The organism is Pontibacter fetidus (assembly GCF_010119545.1).
In the GTDB taxonomy this organism is placed as follows: domain Bacteria; phylum Bacteroidota; class Bacteroidia; order Cytophagales; family Hymenobacteraceae; genus Pontibacter; species Pontibacter fetidus.
Window position 1 is genome coordinate 54,970 of sequence record NZ_JAAEAA010000017.1, and the last position, 15,880, is coordinate 70,849.

16 protein-coding genes are annotated in these 15,880 nt (G+C 46.6%); 9 read left to right on the top strand and 7 right to left on the bottom strand.

Going from position 1 to position 15,880, the window contains the following annotated elements:
- The first annotated feature begins 50 nt into the window (after positions 1 to 50).
- From atpG to GWO68_RS13430, 4 genes are all read left to right on the top strand, one after another.
- Positions 51 to 941, top strand: coding sequence for an ATP synthase F1 subunit gamma (gene atpG / locus GWO68_RS13415; RefSeq protein ID WP_162346971.1), 891 nt, complete (start codon positions 51 to 53; stop codon positions 939 to 941).
- A 168-nt stretch (positions 942 to 1,109) separates the two neighbouring features.
- Entirely contained in the window at positions 1,110 to 2,768 is a 1,659-nt protein-coding gene (pafA, locus tag GWO68_RS13420; RefSeq protein WP_202923758.1) for an alkaline phosphatase PafA, read from the top strand.
- 39 nt (positions 2,769 to 2,807) lie between these two features.
- On the top strand, positions 2,808 to 3,374 hold the full coding sequence (locus GWO68_RS13425; RefSeq protein ID WP_162346972.1) for an inorganic diphosphatase: 567 nt from the start codon (positions 2,808 to 2,810) through the stop codon (positions 3,372 to 3,374).
- Positions 3,375 to 3,485: 111 nt separating this feature from the next.
- Positions 3,486 to 4,394 (top strand): UbiA prenyltransferase family protein, encoded by a 909-nt coding sequence (locus tag GWO68_RS13430; RefSeq protein WP_235942064.1) that lies wholly within the window; start codon positions 3,486 to 3,488, stop codon positions 4,392 to 4,394.
- On the opposite strand, the gene GWO68_RS13435 is transcribed toward GWO68_RS13430, so the two are convergent.
- The 4 genes from GWO68_RS13435 to GWO68_RS13450 form a co-directional block, all read right to left on the bottom strand.
- Positions 4,391 to 5,902 carry an NAD(P)H-hydrate dehydratase gene (locus GWO68_RS13435; protein WP_162346973.1) on the bottom strand — a complete coding sequence of 504 codons (1,512 nt, stop codon included), beginning with the start codon at positions 5,900 to 5,902 and terminating at the stop codon, positions 4,391 to 4,393. The two genes, GWO68_RS13430 and GWO68_RS13435, sit on opposite strands and share 4 nt — an antisense overlap.
- Before the next feature lie 299 nt (positions 5,903 to 6,201).
- Positions 6,202 to 8,604, bottom strand: a complete 2,403-nt coding sequence (locus GWO68_RS13440; RefSeq protein WP_162346974.1) for a DUF5686 and carboxypeptidase-like regulatory domain-containing protein — start codon at positions 8,602 to 8,604, stop codon at positions 6,202 to 6,204.
- 196 nt (positions 8,605 to 8,800) lie between these two features.
- Positions 8,801 to 9,646 carry a phosphatase PAP2 family protein gene (locus GWO68_RS13445; protein WP_162346975.1) on the bottom strand — a complete coding sequence of 282 codons (846 nt, stop codon included), beginning with the start codon at positions 9,644 to 9,646 and terminating at the stop codon, positions 8,801 to 8,803.
- Between the two features lie 82 nt (positions 9,647 to 9,728).
- Positions 9,729 to 10,940: an NADH-quinone oxidoreductase subunit D gene (locus GWO68_RS13450; protein WP_162346976.1), complete on the bottom strand. Its 1,212-nt coding sequence runs from the start codon at positions 10,938 to 10,940 to the stop codon at positions 9,729 to 9,731.
- 179 nt (positions 10,941 to 11,119) lie between these two features.
- Between GWO68_RS13450 and GWO68_RS13455 the strand changes: the two genes are divergently transcribed.
- The 5 genes from GWO68_RS13455 to GWO68_RS13475 all read left to right on the top strand — a co-directional run bounded on the left by GWO68_RS13455 (position 11,120) and on the right by GWO68_RS13475 (position 13,569).
- Positions 11,120 to 11,521 (top strand): hypothetical protein, encoded by a 402-nt coding sequence (locus tag GWO68_RS13455; protein WP_162346977.1) that lies wholly within the window; start codon positions 11,120 to 11,122, stop codon positions 11,519 to 11,521.
- Positions 11,522 to 11,526: 5 nt separating this feature from the next.
- Positions 11,527 to 11,964, top strand: coding sequence for a J domain-containing protein (locus GWO68_RS13460; RefSeq protein ID WP_162346978.1), 438 nt, complete (start codon positions 11,527 to 11,529; stop codon positions 11,962 to 11,964).
- Between the two features lie 92 nt (positions 11,965 to 12,056).
- Positions 12,057 to 12,245: a hypothetical protein gene (locus tag GWO68_RS13465; protein WP_162346979.1), complete on the top strand. Its 189-nt coding sequence runs from the start codon at positions 12,057 to 12,059 to the stop codon at positions 12,243 to 12,245.
- Positions 12,245 to 13,039 carry an SPFH domain-containing protein gene (locus GWO68_RS13470; RefSeq protein ID WP_162346980.1) on the top strand — a complete coding sequence of 265 codons (795 nt, stop codon included), beginning with the start codon at positions 12,245 to 12,247 and terminating at the stop codon, positions 13,037 to 13,039. Before GWO68_RS13465 ends, GWO68_RS13470 begins: the two co-directional genes overlap by 1 nt.
- A gap of 173 nt (positions 13,040 to 13,212) precedes the next feature.
- Complete coding sequence (locus GWO68_RS13475; protein ID WP_162346981.1) at positions 13,213 to 13,569, top strand: endonuclease domain-containing protein; 357 nt, start codon at positions 13,213 to 13,215, stop codon at positions 13,567 to 13,569.
- A gap of 139 nt (positions 13,570 to 13,708) precedes the next feature.
- Here the strand turns inward: GWO68_RS13475 and GWO68_RS13480 are convergent, their stop codons facing one another.
- The 3 genes from GWO68_RS13480 to GWO68_RS13490 all read right to left on the bottom strand — a co-directional run bounded on the left by GWO68_RS13480 (position 13,709) and on the right by GWO68_RS13490 (position 15,475).
- Entirely contained in the window at positions 13,709 to 14,308 is a 600-nt protein-coding gene (locus GWO68_RS13480) for an NADH-quinone oxidoreductase subunit C (protein WP_162346982.1), read from the bottom strand.
- Positions 14,309 to 14,398: 90 nt separating this feature from the next.
- Positions 14,399 to 14,917, bottom strand: a complete 519-nt coding sequence (gene nuoB / locus GWO68_RS13485) for an NADH-quinone oxidoreductase subunit NuoB (protein ID WP_162347014.1) — start codon at positions 14,915 to 14,917, stop codon at positions 14,399 to 14,401.
- Between the two features lie 54 nt (positions 14,918 to 14,971).
- A complete protein-coding gene (locus GWO68_RS13490) occupies positions 14,972 to 15,475 on the bottom strand; it encodes an NADH-quinone oxidoreductase subunit A (protein WP_162346983.1) in 504 nt (167 codons plus the stop codon).
- Positions 15,476 to 15,880: the final 405 nt, after the last annotated feature.

The following is a 15,880-nucleotide window of genomic DNA, read 5'->3' on the forward strand; positions in this document are numbered from 1 at the left end:
TAAGAGGATTGTTCTCTTAGCCTTTAACTTTTGCTCATAACAAAAACTATATGGCAAGTTTAAAAGAGGTTAGAAACCGCATTACATCCGTATCGTCGACACAGCAGATAACAAAAGCCATGAAAATGGTGGCAGCTGCCAAGCTAAGACGTGCACAGGACAATATTATGCGCATGCGCCCTTACGCGCAACGTTTAAGCGGGATCCTGACTAACCTGTCTTCGCTTACAGAAGGTTCAGTAGAAAACAAGTACTCTCAGAAACGTGAAGTTAACAGAGTGCTGATTATTACTGTAACGTCTGACCGCGGGTTGGCTGGTGCATTTAACTCTAACATTATTAAAGCTGCAAATTCACTGGCAACTACCAAGTATAGCCGTCAGCTGGAAGCCGGTAATGTTACCTTTTTAACTATAGGTAAGAAAGGATTTGAAGCATTTACCAAGCGTAACTTTAACGTGATAGGTGAGTTTAACACTGTTTTCTCTAACCTATCGTTTGATACAGTTCGTGCTGCCGCTGAGCGTGCCATGGATGGTTTTGTGGCAGGTGAGTTTGATCAGGTTGATCTTATTTACAACGAATTTAAGAACGTAGCCACACAGGTTGTGCGTACGGAGCAGTTCCTGCCAATTGAAGAGCAGCCTGTAGATGATAGCAAAGCCGCTACTTTAATTCCGGATTATACTTTCGAGCCTTCTAAAGAAGAGATCATCCAGGAGTTGATACCTAAATCGTTGAAGATACAGGTGTACAAAGCTGTGCTGGAGTCAAATGCATCGGAGCATGGTGCCCGTATGACAGCCATGGATAAGGCAACTGAAAACGCCGGTGAATTGCTGAAGGAGTTGAAACTTACCTACAACAGGACGCGCCAGGCGGCCATCACGAAGGAGATTCTCGAGATCGTGGGTGGTGCAGAGGCCCTTGCTTCAAAATAACGAAGAAAGAAATACCGATAAAGCAGCGCCCATCTCTAAGGTGGGCGTTGTTATTTTGTACCAATACCAGCCAGCATTAAATATATGTTAAGGTTTAAACTTTAACAGTAGCAACGGGCTGAAAACCAGAATGTGTGTTGTAACTTTAACGCAAACACAGAAGGGACAATGAGAACTATAAGCGCCAAAATTATACTTGTAGGTATGTTGCTGCTCACAGCGTGTGCAACCAATACAGGTACCATCAGTCAGAAGAGTAATGCTACAACTATAGACCGCCCCAAATTGGTGGTAGGTATAGTGGTGGACCAAATGCGCTACGACTTTTTGTACCGTTACTGGGACAAATATGGCAACGATGGATTTAAGAAGCTGCTGCAGAAAGGCTATAGTTTCGAGAATGCCAACTATAGTTATGTGCCAACTTATACTGCACCAGGCCATGCAAGCATTTATACAGGCAGCGTACCATCAGTAAACGGCATAATTGCAAACAGCTGGTTTGACCGGGAGACAGGGAAAACCATGTATTGCGTAGAGGACAAAACGGTAAAAACAGTAGGCAGCACCTCAAAAGCCGGTGAAATGTCTCCTAAAAACTTACTGTCTACAACTATAACGGATCAACTAAAGCTGGCAACTAACAAAAGGTCTAAAGTTATAGCTGTGGCGCTGAAAGACAGAGGAGCTGTGTTGCCGGGTGGGTATATGGCCGATGGTGCTTACTGGTTCGATTCGGAGTCGGGTAACTTTATTACCAGTACGTTTTACAGAAATGAGTTGCCGCAGTGGGTTGTTGCGTTTAACCAGCAGAAACTGGCTGATAAATACCTGAGCCAAACCTGGAATACCTTATTGCCGATTGCGCAGTATAACAATAGTACTGCGGATAACATGCCTTATGAGGAAGGCCTACCCGGAAAAACCGAGCCGGTTTTCCCTTACGATCTGGCCGCAATCAGAAGTACAGACTATGAACTACTGCGTTATACACCTTTCGGTAACACCTTAACCAAAGACATAGCCTTAAAAGCGTTACAGGCTGAGCAATTAGGCAAAGGCGAAGCGACAGATTTCCTGTCAGTTAGTTTTTCATCTACAGATTACATAGGCCACGACTTCGGACCAAATGCAATTGAAACAGAAGATACCTACATCAGGCTGGACCGCGAAATTGCTGAGTTACTGAAAGAATTGGAAAACACAGTTGGGAAAGATAATCTGTTGGTTTTCCTGACAGCAGACCATGGAGTAGCTAACGTAAATGCGTACATGCTGGAAGAACGGGTAACCGCAGGAGCTATAAACTATAACGTATTAGGTGATTCTGTAAAGGCATATATGGCCCGAAACTATGGGCAAGGCAAATGGATGGAAAAGTATACCAACCAGCAGGTATACCTAAACAGAAAACTGATAGCTGAGAAAAAACTAAACTTGCAGGACGTGCAGCAGGATGTTGCCAACTACTTAAGCACTATAAAAGGCGTAGCTACTACTATAACCGCTGAGGCGTTGCAACGTACCAGTTGGAGCCACGGGCAAATGCAGTTAGCAGAAAACGGGTATAATGCCCGTCGTTCAGGCGATGTGATCGTGCAGCTGGAAGCAAACTGGCAAATGCACGGGCCAAAAGGAACCGCTCACGGCTCGTACTCGAGACACGACACGCATGTACCGATGGTTTGGTATGGCTGGAAAGTTAAACCCGGGCAAAGCACCACCTACGTAAACATAACAGACATTGCGCCAACACTGGCCAGCTGGTTACATATACAGGAGCCAACCGGAAGCGTAGGCAAAGCATTACAAGAATACATGAAATAACAGCGCTCAAAAGGAGGGCTACAAAGTACATTTATATTTATGAATAAGTTAGACAAAAACAACCCATGGCATAGCGTAAGCTACGGAGAGGAAGCACCAGGAGTAGTAAGTGCCATTATTGAAATACCAAAAGGATCGAAGGCGAAGTATGAACTGGACAAGGAAAGCGGCATGCTGAAACTGGACCGTGTACTTTTCTCGTCAATACATTACCCGGCCAACTATGGCTTTATACCTAAAACTTACTGCGACGACAAAGACCCATTGGATATCCTGGTGATCTGCTCTGTGGATGTGCAGCCAATGTGCCTGATTGATGCAAAAGTGATTGGCGTAATGCAGATGATTGATAACAACGAAGAAGATGACAAGATTATAGCTGTTGCGAACAACGATATGTCGGTACGTCACATCAACGATATCTCTGAGTTGCCGCCGCATACGCTTTTAGAAGTACGCCGTTTCTTTGAAGACTATAAGAAGCTGGAAATGAAAGAAGTGATTGTAGAGCAGTTCCTGGGTCGTGAAGCAGCTTATAAGATCATTCAGGATAGCATAGATCTGTATAACGTTACGTTTACAGAAGAGAAGGAAAACGTATTGTAAGAATTTATTTTCCTGTTTTAGCCTGGCGTGGGATTTCCTGTGTCAGGCTTTTTTGTTTATACCCGTATGTGATTTGATAAGCGCCCAAGAGTTGCGAACTTGCAATGACAGATGAACTATAACAAACAAGATACATACACAAGAAGTATTACCGGTAAGCCTGAAAATGGTCTGTTCCGGAGAATGCTGGTGTATCTGCTTTATAGCAGTGTGTTTATTTCTGTCTGTGCATTTGCCTTAACTATAGAAACGTACCTGCTGGCCGGGTTGCCTGTATCGCTGCCAATGGCGGTTTTTGTGTTTCTGGCCACGCTGTTTACCTATAACCTGAGCAGCATACAAAGCGTGGTGCTACGTGGCAGTAAAAGTCAGGAAAGTACCCAGCAAACGTGGTGGCACCGGCACCGGAAAGGCATGGCTATACTTGGGCTGGCCAGTATCGGGTTGGCAGCTATAGTTTACTTTTACTACGGCTTGCAACTCAATTTCTGGTTTGTGCTGCACTTGGCCATCATCTCCATAGGGTATACCATACCTATCGTTTATCGCCGCAAAAGTGTAAAGCCGCTGCGCAGGGTGCCATTGCTAAAAGTGTTTTTGATAGCGTATGTCTGGGCGGTGGTTACCGGGTTGTTTCCGTTGCTAGATGCCGGGGCTGATGTGCTGTCTGGTGAGTCTTTACAGTTATTTCTGCGTCGGTTCCTGTTTATACTTGCTTTGGCCCTGCTCTTCGATATCCGGGACTATAGTTACGACAAGCATACACGTACCTTAACCGTACCCGGCCTGATTGGGGTAAACTATACCAAATTGCTCTCACTGGGGTTGCTGCTGGCCTATGCTATCATCGTTATCATCTCAGAAAAAGGTACTACAGAAATGGCGTTGCTGGCAAGCACGATCGGGGCAGCGCTGGTAGTAATGTTCTCGTCGGAGCTTAAGCCGCGGGTTTATTTTTTACTCCTGGCAGACGGGGCCATGCTGCTGCATGCTCTGATGGTTTTTCTGGCAAAAGGCTAAGCAGTAGTAAGCGCTATAAAAGCTTGCGGCAGATGATCGATCAGGTCAGAAGCGATCATGCCAATTTCTCCTACTTTTTGTGAAGCCAGGTCGCCGGCAAGGCCATGTGCAAATACTCCCAGCAAGCAGGCTTGTTCTAAACTATAGTTTTGTGCTACCAGCGCCGTAAGTATACCTGTCAGTACATCGCCGGTGCCGCCGGTGGCCATGCCTGCATTACCTGTCGTGTTAAAGTATATAGTGCCTTCGGGGGTGCAAATAGCCGTGTTAGCTCCTTTCAGGCAGATATAGCAACTATACTCACGGCAAAACTCTTTCATGTCCTGCAGGCGGTCGTAGTCGTTTTTTGCTTTACCTACCAGCCGCTCAAACTCTTTTGGGTGTGGCGTAAAAATGACCTTATGTTTGGGCAGTTCTGCTTTAAGCTTGTCGCTGGTGGCTATAATGTTAATGGCATCGGCGTCAATAACTATAGGCGATGTGCTGGTGGTTAGCAGTTGTGCCAATGCTGCTTTGGTCATTTTATCAGTGCCTATGCCGGGGCCTAAACCAATTGCGCTATACTTTTCGAGGCCCTCAGGCAGCTCAGATAAATACTTCTGGTGCCGGTCTGTGTGTGTCATGGCCTCGGGTACGGCCGTCTGGAGGATGGTGTAACCGGCTTCGGGTACATGCATGGTAAGTAAACCTACACCGCTGCGTAAACAGCTTCGCGCCGCAAGCACAGCAGCACCCATTTTACCGTAACTGCCACACAAAAGCAAAGCATGGCCATAGGTTCCTTTATGCGAGAATTTCCGGCGGGGTTTAACTAATTTCTTTGCCTCTTGGGTAGTAGCAAAATGGAAATCGGATGGTGCTGTAGCTATAAATGCCGGGCTCAGCCCAATCTGTACAACATGCCATGCTCCTACAAATTGCTCGTGCTGCGGCAGGAAAAAGGCCAGCTTAGGCAGCTCAAAACTAACCGTATAGTTGGCTTTAACTATAGCGCTTTCGGCAGGTGTTTGCGAATCGGTGTAAAGCCCGGAAGGCATATCAATACTTGTGATACAGGAGCCGCTGTTATTCAGGTAATCGATAAGTGCTGCAAACAAGCCGGTTACCGGGCGGTTTAAGCCGGTTCCGAAAAGGGCATCAATAACGCAGGTGGCAGGGTGGAGTGGCGGAAAATCTGTAGGGGAATGTAGTGTTTGGCGAGTAATAGTATCGGGAAGGCGTTGCAGGTTTACGTTATGGTCTTGAGAAGTATTTTGGCTGTCTCCAACCAGGTATACTTTTACATGATACTGGCGTTGCGAAAGTATACGGGCCACTGCCAGGCCATCCCCACCGTTATTACCGGGCCCGCAAAAGATATACACATGCTCCTGTGGGGTAAACTTATTCTCGAACCAGGATGCAAAGGCCAGCGCGGCGCGCTCCATCAGCTCCAGCGAGTCTATCTCTTCATATTGTAACGTTGCGGCATCGGCTTCGCGTGTCTGGGCTGCGGAGAGTATTTTCATGTGGAACAGCTGGCTGAGGTTATGCTTGAATATACTATAGTTTTTGTTGGTGGTTGTTGGGTATAAGTTATTGGCTTCTGTCTTAATCTTTTGCTCTCGCTAGCGTCCCGCGAGTGTGGGTTGCGAGTGGACTCCGGCCGCTTTAAATTTTAAAAAAGATGTGAGTAACGGGTTAGACAAATAATGCATCAACAAAGTGCTTTAACGTGGCGGGACGCCACAGGTAGCTCACACTCGCGGGACGCGAGCGAGGGCAAAAAGTGACTCATATCCCCAAAACTTTCGGGACGAGGATACTATTAAAACGCAATCGTAGCGGTTAGCTTAAACTTCAGGTTATCCTTGTGTTTGGGTAAACTATAAGCGCCGTAGCGGTAAAAAGCACCAACTCCAATGCCCGAGAAAGCAGAACTAATGATGTTGTTAAGCATCAGACCAGATTCAAAAAATCCTTTGTGCATCGTTTTAACCTGCGGAACTATAAAGTCGGGTAATGTTTGTTTCTGGTCGCCGATGCCGAGGTTGGTTACCAACACTACATCCGGTTTAAAGAGTTTGGTGCGTAACAGGCGTCTGCCTAAGTTTTGTTGCAGGAAAAGTGCCGCGTACCTATCAGAGAAAAACTCATAAGGAGCCATTGTTTCGAAGCCCTCGCCAGCATATACTTCATAGTTATCAGAGTAGCTACCGTAGCCATTATACAGGTTTACGAATGGTGTATTTCCGATCACCAGGCCTGCTGCCAGGGTGGTGCTTGTCTCGCCAAAGGTGCGTTGCTTCAAGCTGGCCTCTGCCCTAAAGTCGAATTTATTATAACTATAGTTTCCATCCAGCACGCCATTTAAGCCACGCGTATATTGCAGCCACAGTACCGGGTAGTTGCCCGGCATGGGCATGGTCTGGTTAAACTGCTGCATCAGTTGCTCGCCGTAAGCATAGCGCAAACCTACACTTGCCTCCGCTATTTTATAAATAGCCTGTGGCTGATCATCCTGGAAGTATAACGTAGGCCTACGCTCTTCCTGTTGCAGTTGGGTGTGCAGTTGCAGATACCTGCCAAATCTGCCGGATAAGGCTACGTGCTGGTGTGTGGTATAGTCTAAAAACGGCAGCAGTGGCCGGCGCAGGTCTGAAAGCAATGTTTTTTGCCGGAAAGGTAACCGACGGCCGCCGGGTTCCAGCACATCTTCCCAGTAAGCGGCTTCCAGTGTCAGGTTAGTTGGTTTGTGAAGTATAAAAGCAGCATCGGCCCCGTATTTTGATTGCTCATCTTTAAAACCGTATGCCCAATAACCGCCTATAGCAAACCAGTCCAGGAGTTGGTTATTGGTATGCGCGCCAATGCCAAGCCGTAAGCCCTCAAAAGTGCTGAGGTGCAGCAAACGGTTCAGGTCTATACTTACAGGGCCTATGGGTAATTTTTTGGTAAACAGGTACTCCATAAACCGAATGGTGCGGTCTAGTTTCTGGGCCTTACCAACGCTGTCCATTACGGTGTACGTTTGCTGCTCAAAAGCGTCAAGTGTATCGGGGCGGTGCTGTTGCCAGATGTAATCGGGTTGTTTGTTGGCCAGTGGGGTTTGCAGCAGGGCTACCGGCCCAAAATCACTTTTCTTCAGCCCGGGGTTCAGGTTTATGTCGGAGATGTAGGTGCGGATGTGGCCGTAGGGCTGGTGGCCTTTCAGTTCTATCTGTTGTACGGTTATTTCTACGTCGAGCTCGGTGGGGAACCAGTGGCCCTGCACTTTGCTGAACTGCTGCTGTAGTTTTATGCCACGCTTATCGTCGCTGGCCGATTCGGCAATGATGTTTTGTACGGCCCAGCCATCGGAGTTAATATAAAGCAACCCTTTAAGCCCGGTAAAGTTCTTGCCCTGCAGCGGTGCAAACGAGATGATGAACACCGAATCCGGGCCGGCTACAACGGTTTCCTGCAGGGTAAAATCATACTTGCGGGCACTGCCCGGGCTAAGCGGACTCAGGTAATTCTTCCCGAAAAACAGCGGCATATCCGTGTACACCGAAAAATCGCGGGCTTCGGCGGCCACTATTCCAAAACTGGGCTGCTGCAACCCCGATACGCGTGTAGCAACTATAGTTTCTTTGGTGCGGTCTGGTTTCAGGTAGGCAAATTCCGTTTCACTTTCCATCAAAAACAGGTGCTGCTTTGCCAGCAACTTCTGCATTTTATAGTAAGCAGAGTCTTCGCGGGTTTGGGGTTGGTTTGGGTTTCCGGGGCGCTTGCCCGGATCGGTGGCGGTAAGTATAAATTTGTTGTAAGTGCGATAGGTGTAGGCCGGCAGGTTTTCAGGGCGGTTGCGTTCGCGGTTACGGGTTGCCAGTGCTATAATGCGGTGCGCCGGGTTTATGCCTGCTCTAACTATAACTTCCTGAAGTTGCGCTGCCGATGGTTGCAGGTATACCTCAACCTTACCCGTAGAATCTGGGGTGATGGTCTGTGGCGCGTAACCTACATAACTAAATCGTAAACTGGTAAGTGGCCTGGTATGCCGAAGCCTGAACTGCCCTTCGAGGTTGGTGTTGGTACCGGTCTCGCCGTTGTTGGCAGCTATACTTACAAAGGGCAGTTTTTCGTTAGTTTCGGCGTCGCGCACAGTGCCGTACACTTCCCGCACCTGCGCTATAGTTGGTATAGTTGCCAGGCAAAGTATAAACAGCAGGAAGCAGCGGAAGTATAGCATCTGGTAAAGATAATTGTCTGAACCGCAGATTAAGGCAGATTTCTGGGATTAATTAGATTTTGGTTAATCCCTAAAGTTCCTGTATTATGCAGAATTATACTTTACGGTTTTAAGGAGTGAAAGTAAAATGATCTACATGCGCTGTTGCAATCTCTTTCCAATCCCACAAATCCCTATCAATCTGCGGTTCAGACAACTAAAACGTAAGCGACATGCCCATGCCCGGTTTACCATTTGGTAGTACCGTTGGTGAGATGACAGCATTATTATAGCCTTTGTCCTTAAAAAACTTGTCGTGGAGCCAGTACACGGCGTTTGCCGAAAGTATACCAACTCCGGCACCAGCCAGCACATCGGCCATCCAGTGTTCGTTATTTAGCACGCGCATTATGCCGGTGGCACTAGCAATGGTATAACTACCTACACTTACCCAGGGACTTTTGTGCCGGAACTCTTTATCAACTATAGTAGCAATGGTAAAGGCATAGGCCGTGTGGCCCGACGGGAAAGCAGTTGGTTCGCCGTTTGGCCTATCTATGTTGGTTAGCTTTTTAGTTGGGAACACGATGGCGGTAGTAAGCACCCCCGAAGCAAGCAATAAACCTGTCTGGCGGCGAATGTCGTGGCGGTTTTGCGATGAGAAAGCATTAAACCCAAACATGTAAGCTGCCGGCAATAACAACAGGTAATCGTCTACTTTGGTGCTGAAGTTTGGTGTGTACTGGTGCCTGGCATCGCGTGCATCGTGGCTACTGAAAAAACCATTGTCCTGGATGGTATAAATACCGGCCCCAATTAAAGCGGCGGCAGGCAAAACAGCCCGTGTGAGGTAACGTTTGTTGCTGCCCTCTTTTAGCTGTGCTTCTGTGAATGGTTGCTTCTGGCCAGGGAAAACTGTATCAGCGGGAGCGGCAGCGGAGTCTGCCAAAAGTATGGTTTGAGCTGTGTTTTTAGAGGGAGCTTCTTGCGCCTGTGCCACTACCGGGCTTGCCAGTACACTCATCCAAAACAAGTGCACCGCAATTAATTTTGTAAGCTTCAAAGTATAGATGTTTTTGTGAGTTTATAGTTACAGAAACTATAGCCATACGGAAATCTAGGCCGAAGTGGTATCGTTTTTATAGTTACCGGTCTACTTCACCCAGTACAATATCCACGGAGCCAACTATAGCTATCAAATCAGCGACCATGCAGCCGCGGCTTATTTCGGGCAGCACAGACAGGTTTACGAAGCTTGGGGCTCGGCCATGGCAACGGAATGGCACGTCGCTTTTATCGGTAGTTCTAAAGAAATAGCCCAGTTCGCCGCGAGGTGTTTCGCCCCGGAAGTATAGTTCCTGCGAGCCAACCATGCGCAGCTTTTTAGGACAGGCGGCCTGCGGATCAAAATCAGGCGTACGTTTATGGTCGCCGGTTAATCTATCTAAGCACTGAACTATAATTTTTGCAGATTCGCGGCACTCCAAGGCACGTACATAGTTGCGGTCCCAACAATCGCCGGTGGTGCCAGCCAAGCCCTGTCCAATTGGTACTTCAAATTCCAGCTCAGGGTACACACTATAGCCATCTACACGACGCAGGTCATGCTTCAGGCCGGAGCCGCGCAGCATCGGGCCGGAGCAGCCATAGTTTATTGCTACATCCAGTGGCAACACGCCTACGTTGGCGGTGCGGTCTATAAAGATCTTGTTCTCTAAAAGTATGGTATCCAACTCATCCAGCTTGGGCAGCAGGTAGTTTATAAACTCGCGGCAGCGTTCTTCAAACCCGATTGGCAAATCATAGTACAAACCACCTACCCAGATATAGTTGTACAGCATGCGCGCACCCGAAACCCACTCCAGCAAACGCTGAATATGCTCGCGGTCGCGAAGCAGCCACAGAAACGGTGTAAAAGCCCCGATATCTATAGCATAAGTGCCGATGGCTACAAAGTGCGACGCAAGGCGGTTAAGTTCGGCCACCAGCACGCGTATGTACTCTACCCGCTTCGGTATCTGGTCGGTAATGCCCATCAGCTTCTCAACGCCCATGCACCACACATGCTCCGAGTTCATGGCAGCCAGGTAGTCCATGCGGTCTACGTAGGGGATGGTCTGGTTGTAGGCCATACTTTCGGCGTGCTTCTCAAAACAGCGGTGCAGGTAACCCACGTGCGGAGACACTTCCTGTATCACTTCGCCATCTGTAATTACCTCCAGGCGCAAAACACCGTGCGTGCTTGGGTGCTGCGGACCCATGTTCACGATCATCTCGCCCGCCTTCAGGCCATCCAAACTAAACTTGTTCGGCTCCGACTGCAGCAGGTATTCTTTATAGATGGTTGACTGGCTCAAGTGCGAAATGATTAATGATTGCCAAAGTTCGGAAAATTGGGCGAATTATGCAGGGGTTTGTTTTGGAGCAACGTTATAGTTGGATTTGATTTATATATTGTTGTGGATATATAGTATATTCGTTCTTTATGCAAGAGTTATCTTTAAAAAATAAAAGTTAAAACAGTTTACAAAAAGTCATGGCAACAGTACAATATACTAAAACTTCATTTCAACAGCCTGGAAGAATAAATGAAGAAGCCTATTACGAACTGCGAAGAGAGGTTATTAAAAACAGAGATTTTGAAATTGATCCCAATTTTGAAACCTTTTCTCAACATTTTAGCGGACTTTTAAAGACAATAGTAATTTCTTTAGCTCTTGCCTTATTCTGCTTTGGCGTTTTTAAAGATGGTAATCCAATGATTGCAGTTGGTGGTATTTCAATGATGATTTTTATTTTTAGCCTAATACGTCTTTTTCTTGAAGGCCCATCATTTGCAACTTATGCTAAAAAGAGGACTGAATACTTTGCAAGAATGAAATATGCTATCCAAAATACATCTTCATATCATGAGTTTACTCAAGTTTTTTATAGATAGATATAATGAAAAACTATTACAGAATATTAAACATAAGTAGATCAGAATCACCTGAAGGAGTTAAAAAAGCATACAGACAGGCTGTTCTATTTTGGCATCCAGATAAGAACAGTAGTGCTAATGCTCATGAAAAGTTTATAGAAGTTAATGAAGCTTATAACATACTTATAGATTTAGAAAAACGAAGGGTTTATGATGAACTCTTTGATTCTTATAACAGACCAACTGCAATACAACAATCTCCCCAGACGCAACAGGAAAGCAAGTATAAAACCTATGAAAGCTGGGTTAAAGAAGAACGATTGAAAGCAGAAAAATTAGCTAAGGTTTCAATTGATAACTTATTAACTGAATCATTCCACTTCTTAGATAAGTATGGAATGGTTATAATATTCGCATTTATCGGCTTATTTATGCTAGTAGCAATTGCCATAACAGATTAAAGTTACAGCACATAACAAGGTTCATAGTTTAGGCAGCAACTAAGCCTCACCCTCATCATGTACTAACCATTAAATAGCACCCAAATTACCCCATGAAACCCCAATACCTGCTACTACTCGGCTTACTACTCGTCGCTGATATTTTTGCTTATACCGAGGTGGTGGCGCTTATCCGGAAGCCATCTGATGCGTCGGTTATAGTTGGGTTGTTGCTGTTGGCACTACTTATAGTTGTTAATTTTATAGTTATCCGTTTTACCCTTTCCAAATTTAAAGCTTAATGAACCGCCAGATCGTTACCTGGGCCATAGCTGCCGTACTTATACTTGTATTTTCTGTTACCGCCATGACCTCGTGCACCCGCATTGATGCCGGTCACGAAGGCATACTGGTTAAACTATACGGCACCGACAAAGGCGTGCAGGACGTGAGCCTGGTAACAGGGCGTGTATGGTACAACCCCTTCACCGAAGAAGTATACCAGTTCCCGACTTTTGTGCAGACAGTGGATTATAGCCCGTTTACCGTTAATGCCAAAGACGGCTCCGTTTTTACCGTAGACCCAACTATATCGTTCCGGGTGCTGCCTGGCGAGAGCCCGCGCATTTTCAGCAAGTACCGCAAAGAGATAGGCCAGATAACCGAAACCACGCTCTACAACTATACCCGCGACGCATTCCGTATCCAGTTCAACAAATACTCTACAGACAGCATCATTTCTAACCGCCAGAGTTTTGAAGATAAAGTACAGCAGGCTTTAGGCGATGCTTTGCGCAAAGAGGGCTTCGACCTGGAGCAGATGACCAGCGGTTTGCAGTATCCCGAAGTAATTGTGCAGGCCGTAAACCTGAAAAACAAAGCCGTGCAGCAGGCCATGCAGGTAGAGAACGAATTGAAAGTGGCCGAAGCGCAGGCCCGTAAAAAGATTGTAGAAGCCGAAGCAGAAGCAAAAGCCAACGAACTGCGCCAGCGTACCCTCACGCCGTTGCTAATACAACAGCAGTTTATCGAGAAATGGAATGGCAGCACGCCGCTCTACGGCAATTCGCCTACCTTCTTTAAAAACGTGCAGTAAACTATAGTTGCTGATAAGACAGGAAGGCTGCCAGGTTGGTAGCCTTTTTTGTTTTATAGTTTCCGTGGTCCAACCACCCCTAACCCCTCCTTGTCTAAGGCGGGGAATTTTTGCTGCCCTCTTTATTTTTCTTGCGTTTAGTATAGTTTGTTTCTTTAGCAGACACTACTATTATGGATTTGCATAACAGGAAATATTTAAAAGACTACCGCAGAGAACTTAGGAATAACCTTACTCCTGCTGAGGCGGAGCTTTGGAAACATTTGAAAAATGGAAAACTACATGCTCGGAAGTTTAGAAGGCAACATAGTATAGGAAATTATATTTTAGACTTTTACTGCCCTTCAGAAAGATTAGCAATTGAACTTGACGGGCAAGTGCATAACAATACGATTGCAGAACATTTCGATAATGAACGGAACAACACTTTAAAAGATTTAGGAATAAAAGTGCTCCGTTTTGAGAATAAAGATGTGTTTGGAAACCTTTCAGCAATACTACAGGAAATCAGCAGTAGCTTCAGTAAGTAATTAAAACTCCCCGCCTTAGACAAGGAGGGGTTGGGGGTGGTTGGACAACGGCAACTATGAAAACTATAACCTAAACTATAGTAAAAGCCTAATCCTGCAAATCTAACCTAATCCTGAAAATCCTGATTCAGACAATAACCTACTCCGGCTTCTCCCGCTTATCCGGAAATTGCGCTGCTGGTGGTTGCTGGGTAAGTTTAACCGGTTCGCCCCGGAAGCCGCTGTTCTCGTTGTGGTCGTCGTAGGGGACTTTAATGCCGTGGTAGTAGTCCTGTAGTTTATAGTCTTTTCGGAGCGGGTGGCCTCCCCAATCGGCAGCGCACAGAATGCGGCGCATGTCGGGGTGGTTGGTAAAGTAAATGCCCAGCAGGTCGAACACTTCACGCTCGTGCCAGTCGGCGGTGCGCCAGATGTGGCTTATAGTTGGTACGGCAGGTATAGCTTCGTTTTCGGAGTTGCGCGTTACCTGCACTTTCAGCATCAGGTGATGGTCGTACGGGATGGAGTATAGGTTGTAAGCAACTTCCATGGTGCCGGCGTCGGGGCCGTTATCAATACCCGTCAGGCACGACAGATAATCGAAGTAAGTGAGCTCGTTATCGTGCAGCTCCAGGCATACGTCGGCAAGGCGCTCGGTTTGCAGCACCAGGTAAGGTTGCAGGTTATCAGCCTTTTCAGCAACTATAACCTCAGCGCCAAACTTCGCAACTATAAAATCCCGTAATTCCCTGAAGGTCATTTAATTATTAATTAATAATGATTAATGAATAATAATGAGGTATCAATGAATCTACTATAATACTATTCATTACTCATTCACCATTATTCATTATACACTCATTCGTTTAGCCATAAGTTGCTGCACGGCTCTTGGTTCGCGTATCGTTTCCTGGCGGATGATCTCCTGTAGTTTCAGGAAACCGCCGATCAGCGCTTCGGGGCGGGGCGGACAACCGGGCACGTACACATCCACAGGTATAATTCTGTCAACGCCTTTTACTACGTGGTAGCCGTGCTCCCAGTAAGGGCCTCCGCAGTTAGAGCAGCTCCCCATGGATATGACGTAGCGCGGCTCGGGCATTTGCTCGTACAGGCGGCGCACACGGTCAGCCATTTTAAAAGTAACGGTACCAGCCACAATCATCACATCCGACTGCCTTGGCGAAGCGCGCGGTATAATGCCAAAACGGTCCAGGTCGTAACCCGAAGCATAAGCACCCATCATCTCGATAGCGCAGCAGGCCAGTCCGAACCCCATCGGGAACAGCGAGGTAAGTCGCGCCCAGTTCAGCAGGTCGTCCAGCTTGGTAATTACAATGCCGCCTTCTCCGGTTTTATCCACAGTAATTTATAATGATGATTGAGTAATAAATAAACTATAGCTCTTTTGTACTTCGTCAAACTATCCTTTGTCCGGTGCATTATCCGGGCCGTACCTCCGTTCGTTTACGCGCCGGTATAGTTCGGCAGGTATTTTAGAGCGACTCTTCGGTATAACCGGGGCAGGCTTTATCCAGTCTAAGTGGCCATTTGCCCAAGCGTACGCTAAGCCCAACACCAATATCCCGATAAAAATAAACATCTCTACGAGCGAGAACCATCCCCACACACCGTCTGTCGCTTCAATCAGGTCTCTGCGCCCAAACACTGTCGCCCACGGAAATAAAAACGCCAGTTCCACATCGAAAATAATGAAGATAAGCGCCACTACGTAAAACCTTGGGTTAAACTGTACCCACGAATTACCTATCGGTTCTTCTCCCGATTCATAGGTTGTCAGCTTCTCGGCATTGGGGCGGTTTGGGCGAATAAGCTTGGCTGTAAGAAGGCCAATTACCACAAATATGGCAGCGCCTACTATAAAAAGCAGGATCGTTCCGAAATCTGAAGCATAGGTTTCCGCCATAGTTTGCCGTGTTTACACAAATTTACAATAAAATATTTATCCCACCCCGGTCCTCCCCTAAAAACAAGGGAGGGTGAATATTTGTCTGAATCAGGATTTACAGGATTGATTTGGATTAACAGGATTTCACAGCTGCTGGCTTGAGCATCCACGCTCGTGACTAACTATGGTGTTGAGTCTCCCGACTCAACTGGCCCAGTAGAGACAGGTGTTGTAATGGCTGCGGCTATAGTGTTATAGTTGGCTGTGTCAAACCACCCTTACCTCTCAGAGCTGCGCTCGCTACCTTCGAACTTACTTCTCGGTAGTCTAAAGAGGGGAGTTTTTAATTACCCTTTCTTAGACAAGGAGGGTCATTTTTTTAAAATCCTGAAAATCCTTTAATCCTGTAAATCCTGATTAAGA